This window comes from Roseateles sp. P5_E4 (assembly GCF_054049255.1).
On sequence record NZ_JBFUMS010000003.1, the window covers coordinates 362,741 to 382,603 of the forward strand.

Sequence of the window (19,863 nt, forward strand, 5' to 3'; positions counted from 1 at the left end):
TCAGGCTGCATCGGGACAGACGCTGGGATGCGTATTGGCAAAGGCCGGCAGGGCCAGGCAGGCGGCGTTCACGCGCATGACGGTCGGGAAGTCGTCCAGCGGGCATTCGAAGCGCTGGGCGTTGTAGATCTGGGGCACGAGCAGGCAATCAGCAAGGCCCGGCGTGTCGCCAAAGCAGTATTCCCCCGCCGTGGCCGCCAGGCGCTGCTCGACGATGCTCAGGCCCGTCGCCACCCAATGGCGGTACCAGCGGTCGACGATCGCCTGCTCCTGACCGAGGTCGTTCTTCAGATAGCGCAGCACGCGCAGATTGTTGATCGGGTGGATATCGCAACCGATGTCCTGGGCCAGCGCCCTCACCTGGGCCCGCGCGACGGCACCCTTGGGCAGCAAGGGCGGCTCGGGATGGGTCTCTTCCAGATACTCCAGGATGGCCATGGACTGGCTCAACCAGGGGCCGTCGTCCAGCACCAGCGCCGGCACCAGGTGGGAGACCTGCTGCTCAGCGAAGCTGCCAGCGAACTGCTCGTTCTTTGCGAGGTGGATGGCCGCGTAGTCGTAGTCCAGGCCCTTGATCGCCAGGCCGATGCGCACGCGCCACGAGGCGGAAGAGCGGAAGTAGTTGTAGAGCTTCATGGCTGTCATTCTGCTCGCCATAAACTGGGTCGCATGCCCTTTCCCAGCCCGCTCAGACACTGCCCGAACTGCGGCACCGCCGTGGAATACCGCATCCCCGCCGATGACAACCGCGAACGCGCGGTCTGCCCGGGCTGCGGCGCCATCCACTACCAGAACCCGCTGAACGTGGTGGGCACGCTGCCGGTCTGGGAGGACGGCCGCGTGTTGCTGTGCCGGCGCGCCATCGAGCCGCGGCATGGCTTGTGGACGCTGCCGGCCGGCTTCATGGAATTGAACGAGACGACCGCCGAGGGCGCCCTGCGCGAGACCCAGGAGGAAGCCGGCGCTGACATCGAGATGGGGCCGCTGTACACGGTGCTCAATGTCGTGCGGGTGGGCCAGGTCCATCTCTTCTACCGCGCCAAGCTGCTTTCGCCCGAGTTCAACCCGGGGCCGGAGTCGCTGGAGGCCAGGCTCTTCAGCGAAGACGAGATCCCCTGGGACGAGATCGCCTTCAAGACGACACGCGAGACGCTGCGTTGCTTTTTCGAAGACCGCCGCCAGGGTGGCGGCTTTGCGCTGCACGACATCGACATTCCTTGATCTCACCCTCCGCGGCGCGCATCATCAACGGCGTCTCCAACGGAGGGATGAGCCATGACGACACGGCGCGTGTGGTGCAAGGCGGGGTTGGGCTGGATGGCGGGGCTGGGGCTGGCGCGGCCGGCCCACGCGACACCGCTGCGCGCGGTGGGCTCGCAGTTCGCGCGCATCTTCGAGGGCGCCGAGGGCCAGGCGCCCAAGGGCCTGGCGGTGGACCTGCTGGGCATGCTGTTTGGCGAGAACGTACGCTGCGAATGGCTGCCCTGGCCGCGCGCGCAGCTGATGCTGGAGCAGGGCGAGGCGGACATCCTCATCGGCCCCTACCGCACGCCGGAACGCGAGGCCCGCATGCTGTTCAGCGTGCGCTCCTTCTACTCGGACGCCATGGTCTGGTACGCCCGCCGCGGCGAGGAGGCGCGCTGGACGGGTGAGTTCGGCGAGCTGGCCCAGGCCCCCGTGGCCGCTGTGCGCGGCTGGGCCTACGGCAGCCGCTTCGAGCGCATGAAGACGGGCATGAACCAGTTGACCTGGGTGCAGAGCGTCGACGCCGGGTTGCAGATGCTGATGAAGCGGCGCATCGAGCTGTTCGCGGCGAACGACCGCAACTGCCAGCCAGTGCTGCAACGCCTGAGCCTGGCTGACGCCGTCGCGCGCTGCTCGCCACCGCTGGACGTGCTGCACGGGCACATGGCGTTTGCACGCAGCGCCGGCGGTGAGGCCCTGTCGCAACGCTACGACCAGGCCTTCGAACAGTGGTTGCGCACCGGCTCGGCCATCGAGCTGTACCGGCGCTGGGGCGTCGAGCGCCCGTCCACGCCCAGCTAGGGCCGTTCACGCGCGGCTTGATCCAGCGCAAGGCTACCGGCAGTGCGCCGGCCTACGCTGGACCTGACTTCAACAGGTCAGGAGGCCACCATGGTCATCAATGTCGGATCGGTGGAACCCGCACTCCGCCTGCTTGTGGGCCACGGCCCGGTGTACCGGCTGCTGGGATACCGGCCATGAGCACGGACGAGCTTCGACTGCGCTTCTTCGGCGCAACCGGCACCGTGACCGGTTCCCGCTACCTCGTCGAATTCGCCGGCCGGCGATTGCTCGTCGACTGCGGGCTGTTCCAGGGCCTGAAGCAGTTGCGCCTGCGCAATTGGGCTCCCTTCCCGGTGCCGGCAGCGTCCATCGATGCCGTGGTGATGACGCATGCCCATATCGATCACAGCGGCTTCCTGCCCCGCCTGGTGGCGGAGGGCTTTCGCGGCTCCATCCACGCGACGCCTGGCACCAGCGACCTGCTGTCAGTGCTGTTGCCGGATTCGGGCCGGCTGCAGGAGGAGGACGCCCGCTACGCCAACCGGCACGGCTTCAGCAAGCATTCACCGGCGCTGCCGCTGTACACCGAGGCCCAGGCCCTGCACAGCCTCAAGCAGGTACGCCGGCACGCTTTCGGCCAAGTCTTCGAACCCGTCCCCGGCCTGACGGCAACGTTCAGCCATGCCGGCCACATCATTGGCGCCGCCAGCGTCCACCTCGCAACGGCTTCCAGCTCGATCACCTTCTCGGGCGACCTCGGCCGCAGTGACGACACCGTCATGCTGCCGCCAGCCGCGGCGCCCGCGGCCGATATCGTCGTCATCGAGTCCACCTACGGCGATCGGCGGCACTCTCCAACGCCCAGCGCAGACCAGCTCTGCGACGTCATCTCGCGCACCGCCGCCCGCGGCGGCACGACGCTGATCCCGGCCTTCGCCGTCGGCCGGGCCCAGGCCATCCTGCACACCTTGCTGCGCCTGAAAGCCGCCGGGCGCATCGCCGACCTGCCCATCTACCTCAACAGCCCCATGGCCACGCAGGTCACGCGCCTGGTGCAGGTCCATGCCGATGAACACAGGCTGACCGAGCCTGAGCGCCGCGACCTCGTCGACAAGGTGCGCTACGTCCGCACGGAGGAGGAATCTCGTGCGCTGAACCGTCCCACCTATCCGAGCGTCATCGTCGCCGCCAGCGGCATGGCCACGGGCGGCCGCGTGCTGCACCACCTGGAGGCACTGGCGCCCGACGCCAGGAACAGCATCGTCTTCGTCGGCCATCAGGCCGCCGGCACGCGCGGCGCCACCCTGCTGGCTGGCGCCGACCGCATCCGCATGCACGGCCAGTGGGTGCCCGTGCGCGCCGAGGTGGCCGCCATCGACGGCATGTCCTCGCACGCCGACCAACCCCAGCTGCTGGCCTGGCTGCAAACGCTGCCGCACCCGCCCAGCCACGTCTACGTGACCCACGGCGAGCCCCAGGCCGCCGACGCACTGCGCCAGGCTATCGAGGAAGGCCTGGGCTGGCCGGCCTCGGTACCCGAATACCTCGACGCCGTCCCGCCCAAGGAGTTGCCATGCCCATGATGAAAGCTGCGGTCGTCCGCGCTTACCGCGAGCCCCTCAGCCTGGAGGAAGTGGCCATCCCCGAAGTCCCCGCCGGGCAGGTCCTCGTCAAGGTGGCCGCCTGCGGCGTCTGCCATACCGACCTGCATGCCGCCGACGGCGACTGGCCGATCAAACCACCGCTGCCCTTCATTCCGGGCCACGAGGGCGTCGGCCATGTCGCCGCCGTCGGCGCGGGTGTGCGCGGCATCCGCGAAGGCGATCGCGTGGGCGTGCCCTGGCTGCACACTGCCTGCGGGCATTGCGAGCATTGCCTGACGGGGTGGGAGACGCTGTGCGATCACCAGCAGATGACTGGCTACACGGTCAACGGCAGCTTCGCCGAATACGTGCTGGCCGATCCGGCCTATGTGGGCCATCTGCCCGACGGCCTGTCCTTCGAATCCCTCGCGCCCATCCTGTGCGCCGGCGTGACGGTCTACAAGGGCCTGAAAGTACTGGACGCCCGGCCGGGGCAATGGGTGGCCGTCGTCGGCATCGGCGGTCTCGGGCACCTGGCCGTCCAGTACGCACGCGCGATGGGCTTTCACGTCGCAGCCGTGGACATCGACTCGGCCAAGCTGCAACTGGCCCAGCGGCTGGGCGCCGAGCTGTGCATCAACGCCGCCGAGGAGGACCCGGCCGCCGCACTGCAGCGCGAACTGGGCGGTGTGCACGGCGCCCTCGTGACCGCCGTCTCGCGCCAGTCCTTCAGCCAGGCGCTGGGCATGCTGCGCAAGCGCGGCACCATGTCCATGGTCGGCCTGCCGCCCGGCGACTTCGCGCTGCCCATCTTCGACGTCGTCCTCAATGCCAAGACCGTGCGCGGCTCCATCGTCGGCACGCGCCAGGATCTGAACGAAGCGTTGCAGTTCGCCGCGGACGGTGTCGTGCACGCCAGCACCACCACGCACCGGCTGGACGATATCAACCGCATCTTCGACGACCTGCGCACGGGGCGCATCGACGGCCGGGCCGTGTTGAGCTTTGCCTGACTTTCGCCTTCCCAAGGAGATGATTTCCATGAGCTATCGAAGCCTGCTGGTTGCCCTGGATGCGACCCCGGCCAACCCGACGCGCGTCAGCATTGCCATCGCGCTGGCCAGGGAGTTCGAAGCCCACCTGATCGGCCTGGCGCCCAGCGCCACGGTCGAGCTGCAGGCGCTGCAGGCTGCCGCCGCGATGGACGACTTCGTTGCCCAGGCGGGTGCCACCCTGCTCGCACAGGCCCAGGCCCTCGCGCAAAACTTCCACCAACGCTGCGGCGCTGCCGGGCTGCCCTCATTCGAGGCGCTCGCCGACCAGACGCCCGCGGCGCAATCGCTGGCACGGCATTCGCAATGCACGGACCTGCTCATCATGAGCCAACCCGACCCGTCGCTGCCCGACCATCGCCAGCACGCGGCCGCGCTGGAACAGGTGCTGCTGCGCTGCGTGCGTCCGGTCCTGATGATCCCCTACACGCATCGCGAACCCCTGCGCACGCGCCGCGTGCTGCTGGCCTGGGACGGCAGCCGCGAGTCGGTGCGGGCGATGACGGACGCGCTGCCGCTGCTGCGCCGCGCCGACAACGTCTGGCTGATGCACTGGCGCCGAGACGCTGAAGGCGAAGCCCCGGCCGAGCGCCTCGCCTGCCAGCGCCAATGGCTGGCGCTGCAGGGCGTCGATGCCATCGTGCGCGAGGAGGTGACGACGCTGCCAATCGGCGACGCTCTGCTGAATGCGGCATCCGACACCGGGGCGGACCTGATCGTCATGGGTGCCTATGGCCACGCCCGCTGGGCGGAGCGGCTGTTCGGGGGTGTCTCCCGCAGGCTGCTGGCATCGATGACCGTGCCGGTGCTGATGTCGCATTGATCCCCCGCAGCATCCCGCGCTGGCTTGATCCAGCGCAAGGGCCGGGCTGCGGGCGGTGGCGAGGATGCGCTCATGACCCAGCGCCATCTCGATCGCCTGCTCACGCCCGACTCGGTAGCCGTCTTCGGCGCCTCCGACAAGCCCGGCCGCGTCGGCACCACCGTCTGGCGCAACCTGCTGAGCGGCGGCTTCAAGGGCCCGATGGCGGCCGTGAACCCGCGGCTGGACAGGCTGGACGGCCAGCCCTGCTTTGCCGGCGTCGCCGAGCTGCCGTTCACGCCGGACCTGGCCGTGCTGTGCACGCCACCGGACACCATCGCGCCGCTGGTCGGGCAGCTGGGTGTGCGCGGCACTCGGGCCGCCATCATCGTGACGGCGGGCCTCACACCAGCGCAGAAGCAGGCGGCGCTGGACGCCGCCCGGCCGCACACGCTGCGCCTGCTGGGGCCCAACTGCATCGGCCTGCTGAGCCCGCACCTCGGGCTGAACGCCAGCTTCACCCAGGCGAAGGCGCTGCCCGGCGAACTGGCGCTGGTGTCCCAGTCGGGCGCATTGCTGACGGCCCTGCTGGATTGGGCCAACGCCGAGCGCATCGGCTTCTCGCACCTCGTCTCGCTGGGCGAGCACGCCGACGTCGACTTCGCCGACCTGCTGGACCATCTGGCCACGGACCGACATACGCGCGCCATCCTGCTCTACATCGAATCCATCACATCGCCACGCAAGTTCATGTCGGCAGCGCGTGCCGCGGCCCGCATCAAGCCCGTCATCGTCGTCAAGGCCGGCCGGGCGCCGGCCGGCATGAAGGCCGCCGCCTCACACACGGGCGCGCTGGCGGGCGAGGACATCGTCTTCGACGCCGCCATCCGCCGCGCCGGCATGCTGCGCGTGGACACGCTGAAGGATCTCTTCATCGCCGCGCAGACGCTCGCGCGCTTTCGTGACAACCACAGCCGCGAGCTGATGGTCATGACCAATGGCGGCGGCGCGGGCGTGATGGTGGCCGACGCCGCCGCGCCGCTGGGCGTGACGCTGGCGCGCCCGGGCGAGGCGCTGATGAAGCGGCTCAACGCCGTGCTGCCGGCCAACTGGTCGCACGGCAACCCGATCGACATCATTGGCGACGCGCCCGCGCAGCGCTACGTGGACACGCTCAAGGCCCTGTTCGACGCCCCCGAGGCGGGCGCGGTGCTGTTCGTGCACGCACCGACGGCCATCGTCTCCAGTGAAGCCATCGCCCGGGCATGCGCCCCACTGATCGCCGAGCACCGGGGCCGTGTGCTGAGCTGCTGGCTGGGCGGTGACACGGTGGCGCCGGCGCGCAGCGCTTTCGAAGAGGCCGGCATCGCGGGCTACGAGACGCCCGAGGAGGCCGTGCGCGCGTTCTCGCTGATGCAGACCTACCGGCGCAACCAGACGGCACTACGCCAAACGCCAAGCGCCGGCGCGAACGGCAAGCCGGACCTGGCACGGGCGCGCGCCATCATCGACGCCGCGCTGGGCGCTGGCCGTGAATGGCTGGACGAGATCGATGCCAAGGCACTGCTGGCTGCCTATGGCATCGCGGTCGTGCCGACGTTGCGCGCCGAAGCCTCGCCACAGGCCGCCGCCGAGGCCGCCCAGCGCATCGACGGGCCGGTGGTGCTGAAGGTGGTGTCCCCGGCCATCCTGCACAAGTCGGACGCCGGTGGCGTGCGCCTGGACCTGCGCGGCGAAGCCGCCGTGCGCCTGGCCGCACAGGAGATGCTCGATCATCTGCAAGCCACGCGTCCGGAAGCCCACATCGAGGGATTCAGCGTGCAGGCCATGGTGCAACGGCCCCGCGCCCAGGAGCTCATCGTCGGCGCGCACGTGGATCAGATCTTCGGCCCGGTGCTGCTGTTCGGCCAGGGCGGCATCGCAGTGGAAGTGCTGGGCGACCGCGCCGTGGCGCTGCCGCCGTTGAACCGCGCGCTGGCACGCGAGCTGATCGACCGCACCCGGGTGGCCCGGCTGCTGGCCGGCTATCGCGGGCGGCCGCCGGCCCACATCGACGCCTTGTGCGACGCGCTGACCGCCGTCGGGCAGATGCTGGCCGATCTGCCCGAAATGGCCGAGCTGGACATCAACCCGCTGCTGGCCGACGAGCACGGCGTGCTCGCGCTGGATGCCCGCGTGCGCCTGTCGGCGTCCGCACCCTCCGGCATGGCGCGCTTCGCCGTGCGCCCCTACCCGGCAGAGCTGGTGCGAACTCTGCACTGCCAAGGCAGCACGCTGCTGATGCGACCGATCCGGCCCGAGGACGAGGCCTTGCATCGCGAGTTCCTGCAGGCCTGCAGCCCCGAAGACCTGCGCATGCGCTTCTTCCAGGCGCCGCACGCGCTGACGCATGACGACCTCGCCCGGATGACGCAGATCGACTACGAGCGCGAGATGGCGCTCGTCATCGTCGATGAGCAGGCCGCTGGCGGCCCCCGCACGCTCGGCGTGGCCCGTCTCGTGCGCGATCCCGACAACGTCGAGGCGGAGTTCGGCCTGCTGGTGCGCAGCGACCTGCAGCGCCGGGGCCTCGGCCGCCTGCTGATGCAGGCCCTGCTGGACTACGCCGCCTCGCGCGGCACGCAGCGCGTCGTCGGCCACGTGCTGCGCGAGAACCGGGCGATGCTGAACCTGCTCAAACGCATGGGTTTTGACGTCAGGCCGGGCGGTGCCCAGCCGTCGGAGATCGTCCTCGTCAGCCGAGCCTCGGGCTGCAACGGCTCATGACGACGGGCCAAGCGCAGCTCCTCAAGCCAGGCTGATAACCAGCGCCGCCTGCAGGATCTTGCGCCGCTTGATGGCCCACGCGACGTCGCCGTCCAGTGCCTGTGCGAGCACGGCCGTGGGATGGCCGGCGGTCGCCAGCCCGGCGAACACAGGAATGTCGGCGCTGCGGGCCAGGCGCCCTGTCAGGGCGGCGGGCAGGTGCTGACATTCAACCGCGTCGTAGAGACGGCTCAGCATGCGTGCCGTTGCATCGACCCGCCATGGGCTGCTGTGCTCGTCAAGCCCGGGCTGGACAAAGGACACATGGGCACCGAGCGCCGTCGCCGCCTGCGCGAATTCGCTCCCCTCGTCGTCCTCCGGGTGCGGCGACATCAGCGCCAGCCGCCTGCCCGTCAACGGCTTCATCTCCGAGGCCTGCAGCCTCAAGAGCACCCTCGCCTGCCGCAGCACGGCAGCGGCGTCGACGGGGTAGGAAGAAGTGGCGCCAGCGGCGCCTTGGCGAGCCTCGGAACACATGAGTGGCAGCGTATCGACGCCAACTGCGCGGCCATTGACCAAGGTCAAGCCGGCAGAGTCCGGCTCGGTGTTGAGAGGCTCCGTCACCAACGGTTCACGCAGTGTTTACGCACCGCTACCCAGCGATGTCGCGTGTTGACACGTCATTGGCGGGGCCTGCCTAGCATCGATTTCTTCGAGCAGCCCCAATGGAGACCCTCATGCACGCCAGTCCCTCGCATACCCCGCACCCTGCCGTGCGTTGCAGCACCGCTTTCGCCGCCAACGGCGCGATCCATGCCAGCGCCGCGCCGACCAAGGGGCAGCGCATCGCTGACGAGCTGAAGCTGCTGGAGGCCGTGCTGGCGCCCAGGCGCCGCATCGTCCATGCCGGCGATGTGCTGTACCGGCCGGGCGAGCGGTTCGAGCAGCTGCACGTGCTGAACTCCGGCTGCTTCAAGCTGATCAGCCCGTCGGCCGAGGGCCACGAGCAGGTCGTCGGGCTGAAGTTCCGCGGCGACTGGCTCGGCTTCAGCGCCATCGCCAAGGGCAGCTACGCCTGCGAAGCCATTGCGATGGACACCGCCGAGGTCTGGACGCTGCGCTACGACGCACTGCTGAAGGCCTGCGCCGACCATCCCCGCCTGATGGCCACCGTGCACGAGGCCATGAGCGACGAAATCATGCGCGAACGCGAGGCGCTGACGGCCCTGTGCGCGCTGCCGGCCGCCGCGCGCGTGGTGACCTTTCTGCACAACTGGGCCGATTCCCTGGCCGCGCGTGGCCTCAGGACCGACCAGATCAGCCTGCGCCTGACGCGCGCCGAGATCGGCAACTACCTCGGCCTGACGCTGGAGACCGTCAGCCGCGTGCTGTCCAGGCTCGCGCGAGCGCGGCTCATCGCCTTTCACGAGAAGAGCCGGCGCGACATCTGCATTCCCGACTTCCCCGCACTGGCCGCCTTCATCGGTGGGCAGGCCGCTCCTGCCGGTCTGCACTAGGCGGCGCGTCGGCCTCGGCGGCCGCGCATCGATCCAGGGAGAAAAAAATGAATTCACCGCATCAGGACGCCGTCGCACCGCCTCTTCGCTTCGCCAGCGGGGGCTTCGGCCGGCACTTCGACCTCTGGCGGCGCCGGCTGGCGCCGACCGCTCCGCTGACCATGGCCGCGGCTTACGCGGCCTTTGGCCTTGCCTGGATCCTGCTGTCTGATGGACTGCTGGAAAAGCTGGCGCCCGACATCGCCACGCTGTCCGCCGTTGGCCAGGGCAAGGGCATCGCCTTCGTGCTGGCGACCAGCGCGCTGATCTATGTGATCACCCCCAGCCGGCAAGCCGAGGGCGAGGCGACCGGACCGGCGCGTCAGGGCGGACCGGTCAGCGTGCTCTGGGTGTTCGCCCTGCTGTCAGCCGCCATCGTGCTGGCAAGCCTGATGGGCTATGCCAGATCGACTCACATGTCGCATGAACAGCAGGTTGCGCAGTTGCGCCGCGAAGCCGAGCTGAAAGCCGAGATCGTCCAGGGCTGGATCGAGCGGCGCACGGAGGACGCACGCCGGCTTGCCACCGACCCCCAGTTGCGCATCAGCCTGCTGCGCTGGCGCCGCAGCCCCGATGAGGCATCGGCGGCAGAGATGAGGAAGGAACTGCTGTTGCTGCTGACTTCCACGCACTACGCCGACGCATTGCTGTTCGACGAACACGCCCGGCTGCTACTGGCGCCGGACGGCGCCGCGCGGCATGTCGATGCGGCCATGTCGCATGGCGTGCGTTCGGCCCTGCAAGGCGGGCGGGTGTCTGGCGGCGACTTCCGGGCCGAGGTGGGCGACCCCGCCAGCCTGCAGTTCGACCTCTTCGTGCCACTGCCCAGCGCGGACGGCCGGCCCGGGACCGTCTTGCTGCTGCGCACAGCGCCGCGCCTCACGCTGCTGCCGCAGCTGACGCCGGGCTCCGCCAGTGACGCTCCCGAGACGCTGTTCTTCCGCCCCGCCGCACGGGATCTGCTGGCCTTGCGCATCGACGGCTCCGACACCCCGTTCGTCCCTCCGCGCAACTCCTCCCGCGCGGCGCTGACCGCCTTGTCCGGCGATCCGTCGCTGGCCGGTTCGCTCATGGACGGCCTGGATCGCGGCGAAGTTGCCCAGGCCGCGGTGGCGGCCCGGATTCGCAATTCCGGCTGGTATGTCGCCATCCAGGCGCCGCGCGATGCGCTGCTGGGCGGCAGCATCGCCGATGCGACGACGCTGGCCCTGGTGAACTTGCTGGCCGTGCTGGCCGCGGGCGCCTTCACCTACGCTGCGCTGAAGCGGCGCGAACTGCTGGCAGCCGCACGCATGGCGGTGGCAAGCCAGGACGAGGAGCGGGCCTGGAAGATCGCCGAGGCGATCGCCAACTGTTCGACCGACGTCATCTTCGCCAAGGATCTCGAGGGGCGCTACCTGTTCGTGAACCGCGCGCTGTGCCGGGCGCTGGGGCGCAGCTCGGAGCAACTGATCGGCTTCGATTCCACCGGTCTGTTCCCAGCCGAGCAGGTGCGTCAGCTGCTCAAAGACGACGCGGCAGCACTGCGGGCCGACAAGCCAGTCTGCGTCCAGACGTGCCTGACGATGCCCGATGGCGACCGCCTCTACGCCTGCACCAAGGGCAAGCTGGTCGACGACGAAGGCCGCACGCTGGGCATCTACAGCGTCTCCAGCGACATCACCGAGCGCCACGACATGCAGCAGCGCATGCGCCAGTGGGCCACGGTCTTCGAGGACATCCGCGACGGCGTCATCATCACCGACTCACGGGGCCGCATCCAATCGATCAACCACTCGTTCACGACCATCACCGGCTACAACGCGCAAGAGGCCATCGGCGCCAGCCTCAAGCTGCTGAAGTCCGGCCGGCACGACGCGGAGTTCTATCAGCGGATGTGGGCCGCGCTCGATGCCAGCGGGCACTGGCAGGGCGAGATCTGGAACCGCCGCAAGGGCGGCGAGGTCTATCCGGAATGGCTGACCATCAGCGCGGTGCGCGACGACGACGCGGCAGTGACCCACTACGTCGGCGTGTTCACCGACATCAGTCGCCTCAAGCACAGCGAGGCCCAGACCGACTGGCTGGTCCACAACGACCCGCTGACACGCCTGCCCAACCGCGTTCAACTGCAGAGGCGGCTCGAGGATGCGCTGGCCCGCTCACATCGGCGCGAGAGCCGCGCGGCGCTGCTGGTCATCGATCTCGATGGCTTCAAGACGGTCAACGACGGCCTGGGGCACCCGGCCGGCGACGAATTGCTGGTCTGTGTGGCCGCGCGCCTGCAGGCGCGCCTGCGCCATGAAGACTTCCTGGGCCGGCTCGGCGGCGATGAGTTCCTGGTCATCCTCGAAGCCAACATGGACAGCACCAGCGTTGCCGTGCTCGCGCGCGGCCTGCTGGCGACCATCGCCGCGCCGATGGCGCTGTCGTGTGGGCAGGATGCCTACCTGACGGCCAGCATCGGCATCAGCATGTTCCCCGACGAAGGCAACCCCACCGCAGTCGAGTTGCTGCGTGACGCGGATGCGGCGATGAATCGCGCCAAGGAATTGGGCCGCAACCAGTTCTGCTTCTATACGGATGACATGAATGCCGAGGCCCGGACCAAGCTGGACCTGGAAGCCGCACTGAGCCGCGCCATCGAACGCGACGAGCTGCTGCTGCACTACCAGCCCAAGGTGGATGCCAGCAGCGGCGAGGTCGTCGGCGCCGAGGCCCTGCTGCGCTGGCAGCGCAGCGGCATCGGACTGGTGCCACCGAGCCAGTTCATCCCCGTGGCCGAGCAGAGCAGCCTGATCCTGGCCATCGGCTGCTGGGTCATCGACGCAGCATGCCGCCAGATCCGCGCCTGGATGGATGCCGGCCAGCCCGTGGTGCGCATAGCGGTCAACGTCGCGGCGCGGCAGTTCGCCGCAGGTGACCTGGACCAGGTGGTGGCCCGCGCTCTTCAGCGCCATCAGGTCGACGCGCAGTGGCTGGAGATCGAGATCACCGAGGGCATGCTGATCACCGAGCCTAGCGCTGCGATCGGCATGCTCAAGCGGATCAAGGCCCTCGGGGTCAAGCTGTCGCTGGACGACTTTGGCACCGGCTACTCCAGCCTGGCCTACCTGCAGCAGTTCCCGATCGACTCGCTGAAGATCGACCAGTCGTTCACGCGCCGCATCGGCGAGCAGCCCGACGGCGCGGCCCTGGTCGATGCCGTGATTGCACTGGCCCACCGGCTGCATCTGCGCGTGGTGGCCGAGGGCGTCGAAACCGCGCAGCAACGCGACTACCTGTGCCAGCGCGGCTGCGACGAGATGCAGGGTTATCACTTCGGCCGTCCGGCACCAGCCGAAGCGCTGCAGCACCTGTTGGCAAACGGCGCAATCGCGGTGAGCGCGCCTTGAAATACCTCACCTCTTCGGCCCCTGGCGCCCGCCTTTACCTCTACCCAGACAGCCGCAGCTGGCGGCCGGCGGAGCGGGGAGCCGCTGCGCCGGGTCAGCCCGACGCCGTCGGCCTGCGGCGCGCCGCCCGGCTGCGCGAGACCTAGGCCGACAGCACGCGGGCCATCGCCTGTGCCAGCTGGCCGCGGCTGTAGGGCTTGGGCAGCAGTTCCCAGTCCGCCGGGGACTCGCGGTCGGCATCCAGCAGTTCGGCAGAGAAGCCCGACATCAACAGGATGGCCAGCTGCGGCAGCCGCTGCTGGGCGATGCGGGCGAGCTCGGTGCCGCGCATGCCGGCACCCAATGCAATGTCGGTGAGCAGCAGGTCGAAATCGGCTTCAGGCGTCAGCAGTTGAAGCGCCTGCTCGGCACTGGAACAGACGCTGAACACGCAACCCAGGCTGGCCAGGAAGTGCTGCGCCACGGCACGCACCTCGGCGTCGTCTTCGACCACCAGCACTTTCAGCCCCGCGGGCACTGTGTGCCCGACGTGGTCGCCGTCCTGGGCCCCCGTCTGGGCATCGTGCGGCACCGGCAGATACAGGCTGATCGTCGTGCCAAGGCCGGCCGTGCTGTCCAGCGCGACGGCGCCCTGCGACTGCTTGACGAAGCCATAGACGGCACTCAGGCCCAGGCCCGTGCCGCGGCCGGCCTGTTTGGTCGTGAAGAAGGGCTCGAAGGCACGCTCCTTGACGGCCTCCGGCATGCCCGTGCCGGTGTCGGTGACGGCGATGCGGACGAACCGGCCTTCGCCGAGCTCGTCCTGCAGGCCCGCCGGCAGCATGCCCGCGGCCGCCGCGGAAAACCGCAGATCGCCGCCGTCGAGCATCGCGTCGCGCGCATTGATCGCGATGTTGAGCAGGGCAGCTTCCAACTGGCCCGCGTCGGCCAGGGCCAGGGGGCAGTCCGGCGCGACATCGACGCTGATGCGGATGCGCTGGTCCAATGTGCGGCGCAGCATGTCCGACAGCGGGTGCAGCAGGCCATGCACGTCGACCGCGCTGGGCTGCAGCACCTGGCGGCGCGAGAAGGCCAGCAGCTTGCCGGTCAGCTCCGCGCCGCGCTTGGATGCGCGCATCGCGGCGCTCACCAGTTGCAGGGCGCCACCGTCCTGCGCCAGTGCCGGCAGCTCCTCCAGCACCTGCAGATTGCCTTGGATGACGGTCAGCAGGTTGTTGAAGTCGTGGGCAATGCCGCCCGTCAGCTGGCCAACACTTTCGAGGCGTTGGGCATGGCTCAGCGCCTCCTCGGTCTGCGCCCGCTGCAGGCAGGTGACCAGCAGATTGGCCAGTGACTCCAGGAAGCGCTGTTCATCGTCGCCGAACCGCTTCGACTGGCGGGAACGAACCTTCAAGGCGCCGATGACGCGGCCGCGGTCCAGCAGCGGCACCGCCAATGCGCTGACCAACCCCGCCTCGAGATAGTCGGGGGGCACCGCATAGCGGTGTTCTGCGCGGAAGTCCTCGATCACGACCGATTGCCCCTGGCTCAGCACGACGCCCAGCGGCGTGTCGCCGCGATTGGGCACGATGCAACCCAGCGACTCGCCGGCGATCAGGCCCACGCCTCCGGCGACGCGCAGTTCAAGCCGGTTGCTTTCCAGCAGGAAGACGAGCGCCATCTCGACTTCCAGCGCCTCGGCGGCGATGGCCGGTACCTGCTGCAACAGCTGCTGCGGATCGCGTGCGTCGACGGCCAGGCGGCCCAGCTGCGCCAGATGCTCGCTGTAGCGCGCCCGCTGCAACGCCTGTTTGACGCGCGGATAGCCACCGATGCCGCGGATCGCGGCAACCACGAAGGGCAGGCCGTGGTCTTGCAAAGGGCTCAGCGCGATTTCCACCATCACCTCGCTACCGTCGCGCCGCCGGGCTACCAGCTCCATCTGCGTGCCCATCGGCCGAGCGCGCGGCGCGTGACCGTAGGCCTGCCGGTATGACGCGTGGCGAGGGCGAATGCTGTCGGGCACCAGTTCGTCCACGCTCGTGCCGACGAGCTCCTCCATCGAGTACCCCAGCAGCGCCGCCGCCGCGGGGTTGGCTCGGGCGATCAGGCCTGCGGCGTCCACCAGCAGCAGGGCGTCCGGATAGGCGGAAAACAGCGAGCGGTAGACGGTCAGGTCATCGACGGGCTGCGGCGTCGGCTGGTTGGCGGGAGGCGTTCCAACCATCAGGTTTTAGCCCGTGCGGAGCCGATGGGCGGAACGAAGATGTAGCCGGCGCCGCGGACCGACTTGATGATCTGTGGATTCTCCGCATCGACTTCCAGCTTCTTGCGCAGGCGTCCGATCTGCACGTCGATCGTGCGGTCAAAGGGCGCAGCTTCGCGGCCCCGCGTCTGTTCAAGCAGAAAGTCGCGGGACAGCACGCGACCCGCATGCTGGGCCAGGGCCGCGAGGAGGGAGAACTCGCCGCTGGTGAGCCGCACCTCTGCGCCGTTCGGATCGTCAAGGCGCCGGGCGCCCAGGTCGAGCTGCCAGCCGAGAAATGTCAGGTGCTCGCCACCCGAGGCACTGGCCACCTGCCGGGGCGCCTGCCCGCTGGCCGGCTGGCCGGAGGCCAACGGGTGCGGCTCCATGCGCCGCAACACGGCCTTGATGCGCGCGACCAGCTCGCGCAGGTCGAAAGGCTTGGTGACGTAGTCATCGGCGCCGACTTCCAGGCCCACGACCTTGTCGACCGAGTCCCCGCGGCCGGTGATGATGACCAGGCCGCAGCGCCAGTGCTCGCGCAGCTGCCGTGCGATGGCGAAGCCGTCCTCTCCGGGCAGGCCCAAATCCAGCAGGACCAGCTCGGGCGGATCGCTGGCCATCAGCTCCATCAGCGCACGGCCCGAATGCAATTGCGTCGTGCGAAAGCCGTGCCCAGGCAGATAGCGGCCTAGCAGCTCGGTGATCGCTGTTTCGTCATCGACAACGGCAATGTGCTGAAGCGTCACAGCGTCGGCGCACCTGAAGCGTTATGGGGATGGCAAGGATTCTGGCACCGATCGGTGCCACGAAATCATTGTGCAAGGCCGCTGGCGCCCCGCGACCCCTCGCCCGGCTAGCGCCCGCTCAGCACGCGCGCAGGCAGCATGACGATGGCACGCAGCAGCCCGAAGGCGCCGTCGACGGCGATGCCCAGCAACCTGAAGGGCAGCGTGATCAGCCAGACCAGCGGCCACAGCAGCAGCGCCAGGATGGCCAGCGGCCAGCAGATCACGAACAGGATGCACCAGAGCAGGAAGCTGAACATCGCGGACTCCTTCTTACTTGACCGGCTGACTGATGCCGGGCTTCAGGTATTTATCCAAGAACTCGACCATGCGGCGGTTGGCCTCCAGCGTGTTCTTCTTCTTGGAGAAGCCATGCCCCTCGTCGTCGAACACGAGATAGTCCACCGGCACGCCGTTCTTCTTGACCGCGGCGACGATGTCGTCGCTCTCGGGCTTGATGACGCGCGGGTCGTTGGCGCCCTGGATGACCATCAGCGGCTTCTTGATCTCGCTGGCGTGGAACAGCGGTGACGTGGCCATCAGGCGCTCACGGTCCTTCACCGGGTCGCCCACTTCCTGATAGAGAGCCAGGCGGAAGCTCTCCCAATAGGGCGGAATGCTTTCCAGCGTGCGGATCCAGTTGGCGACGCCGAAGATGTCGATGCCGACCTTGAAGGCCTCGGGGCGGAAGGCCATGGCCGACAGCACCATATAGCCGCCATAGCTGCCGCCGACGATGCCGATGCGCTCGGGGTCGATGACGCCGGTGCCGGCCAGGAAGGTCTTGGCCTCGATGCAGTCCCACAGCGGCTCGCGGCCATGCTTGCCATCGTCAGCCGTGAAGAAGCTCTTGCCATAGCCCGAGCTGCCGCGGTTGTTGATGCCCAGCACCGCATAGCCGTTGTTGACAAAGTACTGCATCAGCGCCGAGTAGCCGCGCTTGGTCTGGCCGCCGGGGCCGCCATGCACCCAGACGATGGCCGGCACCTTGTGGGTTGGCGAGGCTTCCTTGGGCAGCATGTAGACCGACGGGACGACCATGCCGTCGAAGCTCTTGAAGCGGGCGATGGAGGCGTCCACCAGCTCGGCCGGGTCGATGTCCTTGGACAGGCTCTGCGTCAGCTGCTTCGGCGCGGCGTTGGAGCCGACCTCGGCGACGAACAGGTTGTTGGGCGAGCGGTCGCCGTTCACGTAGAAGGCCATGCGCTTGCCGCTGCGGGAGAAGGTCACGCCGCGCACGTCGCCGCCGGGTAGCTGGGGCAGCGCCATCGGCTTTCCGTCGCGGTACAGGCGCAGCGCGATGCTGGCGTCGGCATTGATGCCGGTGATGCGGTAGCGGCCGTCCTTGGAGAAGGCCGTGTAGTCCACGTCCCAATCGGCCTTCTCGATCTCGCGGGTCGCACCGCTGGCCAGGTCGTAGCCGATGACGCGGGTGAACTCGCCGCCGTCGTTGCTGGTCATCAGCAGCTCGCGGCTGTCGGGCGTGAAGTCCTGCGGCGTGTAGTTGGCCACGCCCTGGTGCTTGGTGATGTGCTTGACCTCGCCACTCTTCAGGTCGACCAGGTGCACGTCGGAGTCGGCCGTCGTGTTGATCTTGCCCACCGCCAGCCAGTGGCCGTCGCGGCTGATGTCGCTCAACTCCCAGCCGGCCTCGTTCTTGAAGACCAGCGTGCGGGCGTAGGTCTTGGCATCAAAACGGTAGAGGTCGAAGAAGCGCGGATCGCGCTCGTTGGTCGTCACGTAGAAGGCCGTGTCGTCGCCGCTCCAGCCGGCGAACGAAGCCTTGAGCTTGTCGCCCGGCGTCAGGTCCTTCTCGCTGCCGTCGAGCTCACGCACATAGAGATGGTTGAGCTCGTTGCCGGCCTGGTCGCGGGTGTAGAGGAAGCGGTCATCGCCCGGGAAGAAGCCCACCGCGTAGTGACTGTCGGTCTTGGAATTCGTCAGCTGGACCGGCTTGCCGCCGCCCACCGGCATCGCATAGACGTTGAAGATGCCCGTCTCGTTGCTGTGGAAGAGGATGCGGCTCTCGTCGGCCGAGAAGCTGGCGCCACCGATGTTCACGGTGGCCATGAACTGCTCGATGGTGTAGCGCTTGGCGGGCTTGGGCGCCTTGGCGACAGCGGCCGGCTTGTCGGCGGCAACAGCGGCCTGGGACGCGCCAGCCAGCAAGGCCAGGGAAGCGACGAGGGTCAGCAGGGGTCGGCTCATGGAGTCTCCGTTGAAATGAGTGGGCAGACTCTAGCCAGCCGCCCCGCCGTCCCCCATCAGGGTTGTGACGAAGCGGCGGAATCGGGGGACAGGCGGTTCAAGGCGACGCTGGGCCGTTCCCGAGTCGCCTTGACCCCCTCGGGGGGCGGGCGGGCTTCAGGCCAGCCCTGGGGGCACCATCAAATGCGCTGCTGGCCTGCAACGTAGCAGGCCGCGAGGTTGCGCTCGTCGGCCAGCGTCATCCACGCAAAGACACGCTCGTGCAGCTCGCGCGCCACCGCGTCGCGCGCCTCGGCGACCGGGCCTTGCGCCCAGTCCCACACGCAGATGTCGGCCGTCTGCCCCACCGACAGGCCGCCGATCTCGCCACCCAGCTGCAGCGCCTCGGCCGCGCCCCGCGTGGCGGCATGCAGGGCCATCCATGCGGTCATGCGCTCGCCGCGCAGGGCCTGCACCTTGTAGGCATCGAGCATGTTGCGTGGCAGGCTGAGCGTCGTACCACCACCGACGTCAGAAGCCAGGCTGATGTTGAAAGCGGCACCCGGCCAGTCGAACAGGCCGCTGCCCAGGAACAGATTGCTCGACGGGCAATGCGCCACCTGGGCGCCACGGTCAGCGATGACGACGCGGTCGTGCGGGTCCAGATAAATGCCATGGGCCAGCACCGAGCGCTCGTGCACGAGGCCGACGCGCTCATACACATCCAGGTAGCTGCGCGCGTCCGGGAACAGCTCCGCCACCCAGGCGACCTCGGCGCGGTTCTCGGCGACGTGGGTCTGCATATAGAGGCTGGCATCGGCGCGGCACAGCGCGCCGGCCATCGCCAGCTGCTCGGGCGTGCTGGTCGGCGCAAAGCGCACCGTCACGGCGTACGCCAGGCGGTCGCGGCCATGGAAGCGGGCGATGAGGTCGACGCAATCCTTCTCGGCCTGAACGACGTCGTCCCGCAGCCCGTCCGGCGCATGGCGGTCCATCAACACCTTGCCGGTGATGAGGCGCATGCCGCGTGCCGCGGCGCTGTCGAACAGGGCCTCAGCCGATACCTTGTGCACGGTCGGGAAGACGACGGCCGAGGTCGTGCCACTGGCCAGCAGCGCATCCAGGAAGACCTCGGCCCCTGCCCGGCTGCGCGCCGGGTCGACAAAGGCGCATTCGCTCGGGAAGGTGTAGCGCTTGAGCCAATCCAGCAGCTCGGTGCCGTAGGAGCCGATGACCTCCAGCTGCGGGCAGTGGACGTGGGTGTCGATGAACCCCGGCAGCACCAGCTTGCCGGCATGGTCCTTGCGCGCCCAACCGGCATCCGGCTCGGCGGCCTGCCTCCCGACGATGCGGCCGTCCTCGATCAGCAGCCAGTGGTCGCGGTCAAAGCGCACCGCCGGTGGCTCGGTGTCGCCCCAGCGTGGTGCGGCCGTGAAATCCAGCAGATCGCCCCGCAGGGCCCATCGGCGTGGACTGTCGACGAATTTTTCCTGGTTAGTAAAACTCATATGGCAATTCTGAGGC

16 protein-coding genes are annotated in these 19,863 nt (G+C 68.8%); 9 read left to right on the forward strand and 7 right to left on the reverse strand.

Features of this window, described 5'->3' with window-relative positions; translation table 11 throughout:
- On the reverse strand, positions 1-636 hold the full coding sequence (maiA, locus tag ACXJLH_RS08700) for a maleylacetoacetate isomerase (RefSeq protein ID WP_457443461.1): 636 nt from the start codon (positions 634-636) through the stop codon (positions 1-3).
- 33 nt (positions 637-669) lie between these two features.
- On the opposite strand from maiA, the gene ACXJLH_RS08705 reads away from it, so the two are divergent.
- The 6 genes from ACXJLH_RS08705 (at position 670) to ACXJLH_RS08730 (ending at position 8,231) form a co-directional block, all read left to right on the forward strand.
- Positions 670-1,221, forward strand: coding sequence for an NUDIX hydrolase (locus ACXJLH_RS08705; protein ID WP_457443463.1), 552 nt, complete (start codon positions 670-672; stop codon positions 1,219-1,221).
- Positions 1,222-1,275: 54 nt separating this feature from the next.
- Positions 1,276-2,046, forward strand: a complete 771-nt coding sequence (locus tag ACXJLH_RS08710) for a substrate-binding periplasmic protein (protein WP_457322749.1) — start codon at positions 1,276-1,278, stop codon at positions 2,044-2,046.
- 176 nt (positions 2,047-2,222) lie between these two features.
- Positions 2,223-3,611 carry an MBL fold metallo-hydrolase RNA specificity domain-containing protein gene (locus ACXJLH_RS08715; RefSeq protein ID WP_457443465.1) on the forward strand — a complete coding sequence of 463 codons (1,389 nt, stop codon included), beginning with the start codon at positions 2,223-2,225 and terminating at the stop codon, positions 3,609-3,611.
- Complete coding sequence (adhP, locus tag ACXJLH_RS08720) at positions 3,611-4,624, forward strand: alcohol dehydrogenase AdhP (protein ID WP_457443566.1); 1,014 nt, start codon at positions 3,611-3,613, stop codon at positions 4,622-4,624. Before ACXJLH_RS08715 ends, adhP begins: the two co-directional genes overlap by 1 nt.
- A 28-nt stretch (positions 4,625-4,652) precedes the next feature.
- On the forward strand, positions 4,653-5,486 hold the full coding sequence (locus ACXJLH_RS08725; RefSeq protein WP_457443467.1) for a universal stress protein: 834 nt from the start codon (positions 4,653-4,655) through the stop codon (positions 5,484-5,486).
- A gap of 72 nt (positions 5,487-5,558) precedes the next feature.
- Entirely contained in the window at positions 5,559-8,231 is a 2,673-nt protein-coding gene (locus ACXJLH_RS08730) for a bifunctional acetate--CoA ligase family protein/GNAT family N-acetyltransferase (RefSeq protein ID WP_056199666.1), read from the forward strand.
- A 21-nt stretch (positions 8,232-8,252) separates the two neighbouring features.
- Here ACXJLH_RS08730 and ACXJLH_RS08735 read toward each other — a convergent pair whose 3' ends face one another.
- Positions 8,253-8,795, reverse strand: coding sequence for a Rossmann-fold NAD(P)-binding domain-containing protein (locus ACXJLH_RS08735; protein WP_157281656.1), 543 nt, complete (start codon positions 8,793-8,795; stop codon positions 8,253-8,255).
- 152 nt (positions 8,796-8,947) lie between these two features.
- Here ACXJLH_RS08735 and ACXJLH_RS08740 point away from each other — a divergent pair, with 152 nt between their 5' ends.
- From ACXJLH_RS08740 to ACXJLH_RS08750, 3 genes are read left to right on the forward strand one after another with little or no spacing between them, the layout of a single operon-like run.
- Positions 8,948-9,727: a Crp/Fnr family transcriptional regulator gene (locus ACXJLH_RS08740; RefSeq protein WP_056199669.1), complete on the forward strand. Its 780-nt coding sequence runs from the start codon at positions 8,948-8,950 to the stop codon at positions 9,725-9,727.
- Positions 9,728-9,774: 47 nt separating this feature from the next.
- Positions 9,775-13,140, forward strand: coding sequence for an EAL domain-containing protein (locus ACXJLH_RS08745; RefSeq protein WP_457443469.1), 3,366 nt, complete (start codon positions 9,775-9,777; stop codon positions 13,138-13,140).
- On the forward strand, positions 13,137-13,286 hold the full coding sequence (locus ACXJLH_RS08750; RefSeq protein WP_457443471.1) for a hypothetical protein: 150 nt from the start codon (positions 13,137-13,139) through the stop codon (positions 13,284-13,286). Before ACXJLH_RS08745 ends, ACXJLH_RS08750 begins: the two co-directional genes overlap by 4 nt.
- On the opposite strand, the gene ACXJLH_RS08755 is transcribed toward ACXJLH_RS08750, so the two are convergent.
- The 5 genes from ACXJLH_RS08755 to guaD all read right to left on the reverse strand — a co-directional run bounded on the left by ACXJLH_RS08755 (position 13,283) and on the right by guaD (position 19,847).
- The gene (locus ACXJLH_RS08755; RefSeq protein WP_457443473.1) at positions 13,283-15,346 is read right to left on the reverse strand and encodes a PAS domain S-box protein; all 2,064 of its coding nucleotides are present in this window, start codon (positions 15,344-15,346) and stop codon (positions 13,283-13,285) included. The genes ACXJLH_RS08750 and ACXJLH_RS08755 overlap by 4 nt on opposite strands.
- Positions 15,346-16,113, reverse strand: a complete 768-nt coding sequence (locus tag ACXJLH_RS08760; RefSeq protein WP_056198440.1) for a winged helix-turn-helix domain-containing protein — start codon at positions 16,111-16,113, stop codon at positions 15,346-15,348. Before ACXJLH_RS08760 ends, ACXJLH_RS08755 begins: the two co-directional genes overlap by 1 nt.
- A gap of 107 nt (positions 16,114-16,220) precedes the next feature.
- On the reverse strand, positions 16,221-16,412 hold the full coding sequence (locus ACXJLH_RS08765; RefSeq protein WP_056198443.1) for a hypothetical protein: 192 nt from the start codon (positions 16,410-16,412) through the stop codon (positions 16,221-16,223).
- A gap of 13 nt (positions 16,413-16,425) precedes the next feature.
- Positions 16,426-18,360: a S9 family peptidase gene (locus tag ACXJLH_RS08770; RefSeq protein WP_457443475.1), complete on the reverse strand. Its 1,935-nt coding sequence runs from the start codon at positions 18,358-18,360 to the stop codon at positions 16,426-16,428.
- A gap of 179 nt (positions 18,361-18,539) precedes the next feature.
- Positions 18,540-19,847, reverse strand: a complete 1,308-nt coding sequence (gene guaD / locus ACXJLH_RS08775; RefSeq protein ID WP_457443477.1) for a guanine deaminase — start codon at positions 19,845-19,847, stop codon at positions 18,540-18,542.
- Positions 19,848-19,863 lie beyond the last annotated feature (16 nt).

Coding starts and splice junctions, on each gene's coding strand:
- maiA (WP_457443461.1), bottom strand. CDS start 636: ATGAAGCTCTACAACTACTTCCGCTCTTCCGCCTCGTGGCGCGTGCGC.
- ACXJLH_RS08705 (WP_457443463.1), top strand. CDS start 670: ATGCCCTTTCCCAGCCCGCTCAGACACTGCCCGAACTGCGGCACCGCC.
- ACXJLH_RS08710 (WP_457322749.1), top strand. CDS start 1,276: ATGACGACACGGCGCGTGTGGTGCAAGGCGGGGTTGGGCTGGATGGCG.
- ACXJLH_RS08715 (WP_457443465.1), top strand. CDS start 2,223: ATGAGCACGGACGAGCTTCGACTGCGCTTCTTCGGCGCAACCGGCACC.
- adhP (WP_457443566.1), top strand. CDS start 3,611: ATGAAAGCTGCGGTCGTCCGCGCTTACCGCGAGCCCCTCAGCCTGGAG.
- ACXJLH_RS08725 (WP_457443467.1), top strand. CDS start 4,653: ATGAGCTATCGAAGCCTGCTGGTTGCCCTGGATGCGACCCCGGCCAAC.
- ACXJLH_RS08730 (WP_056199666.1), top strand. CDS start 5,559: ATGACCCAGCGCCATCTCGATCGCCTGCTCACGCCCGACTCGGTAGCC.
- ACXJLH_RS08740 (WP_056199669.1), top strand. CDS start 8,948: ATGCACGCCAGTCCCTCGCATACCCCGCACCCTGCCGTGCGTTGCAGC.
- ACXJLH_RS08745 (WP_457443469.1), top strand. CDS start 9,775: ATGAATTCACCGCATCAGGACGCCGTCGCACCGCCTCTTCGCTTCGCC.
- ACXJLH_RS08755 (WP_457443473.1), bottom strand. CDS start 15,346: ATGGTTGGAACGCCTCCCGCCAACCAGCCGACGCCGCAGCCCGTCGAT.
- ACXJLH_RS08765 (WP_056198443.1), bottom strand. CDS start 16,412: ATGTTCAGCTTCCTGCTCTGGTGCATCCTGTTCGTGATCTGCTGGCCG.
- ACXJLH_RS08770 (WP_457443475.1), bottom strand. CDS start 18,360: ATGAGCCGACCCCTGCTGACCCTCGTCGCTTCCCTGGCCTTGCTGGCT.
- guaD (WP_457443477.1), bottom strand. CDS start 19,847: ATGAGTTTTACTAACCAGGAAAAATTCGTCGACAGTCCACGCCGATGG.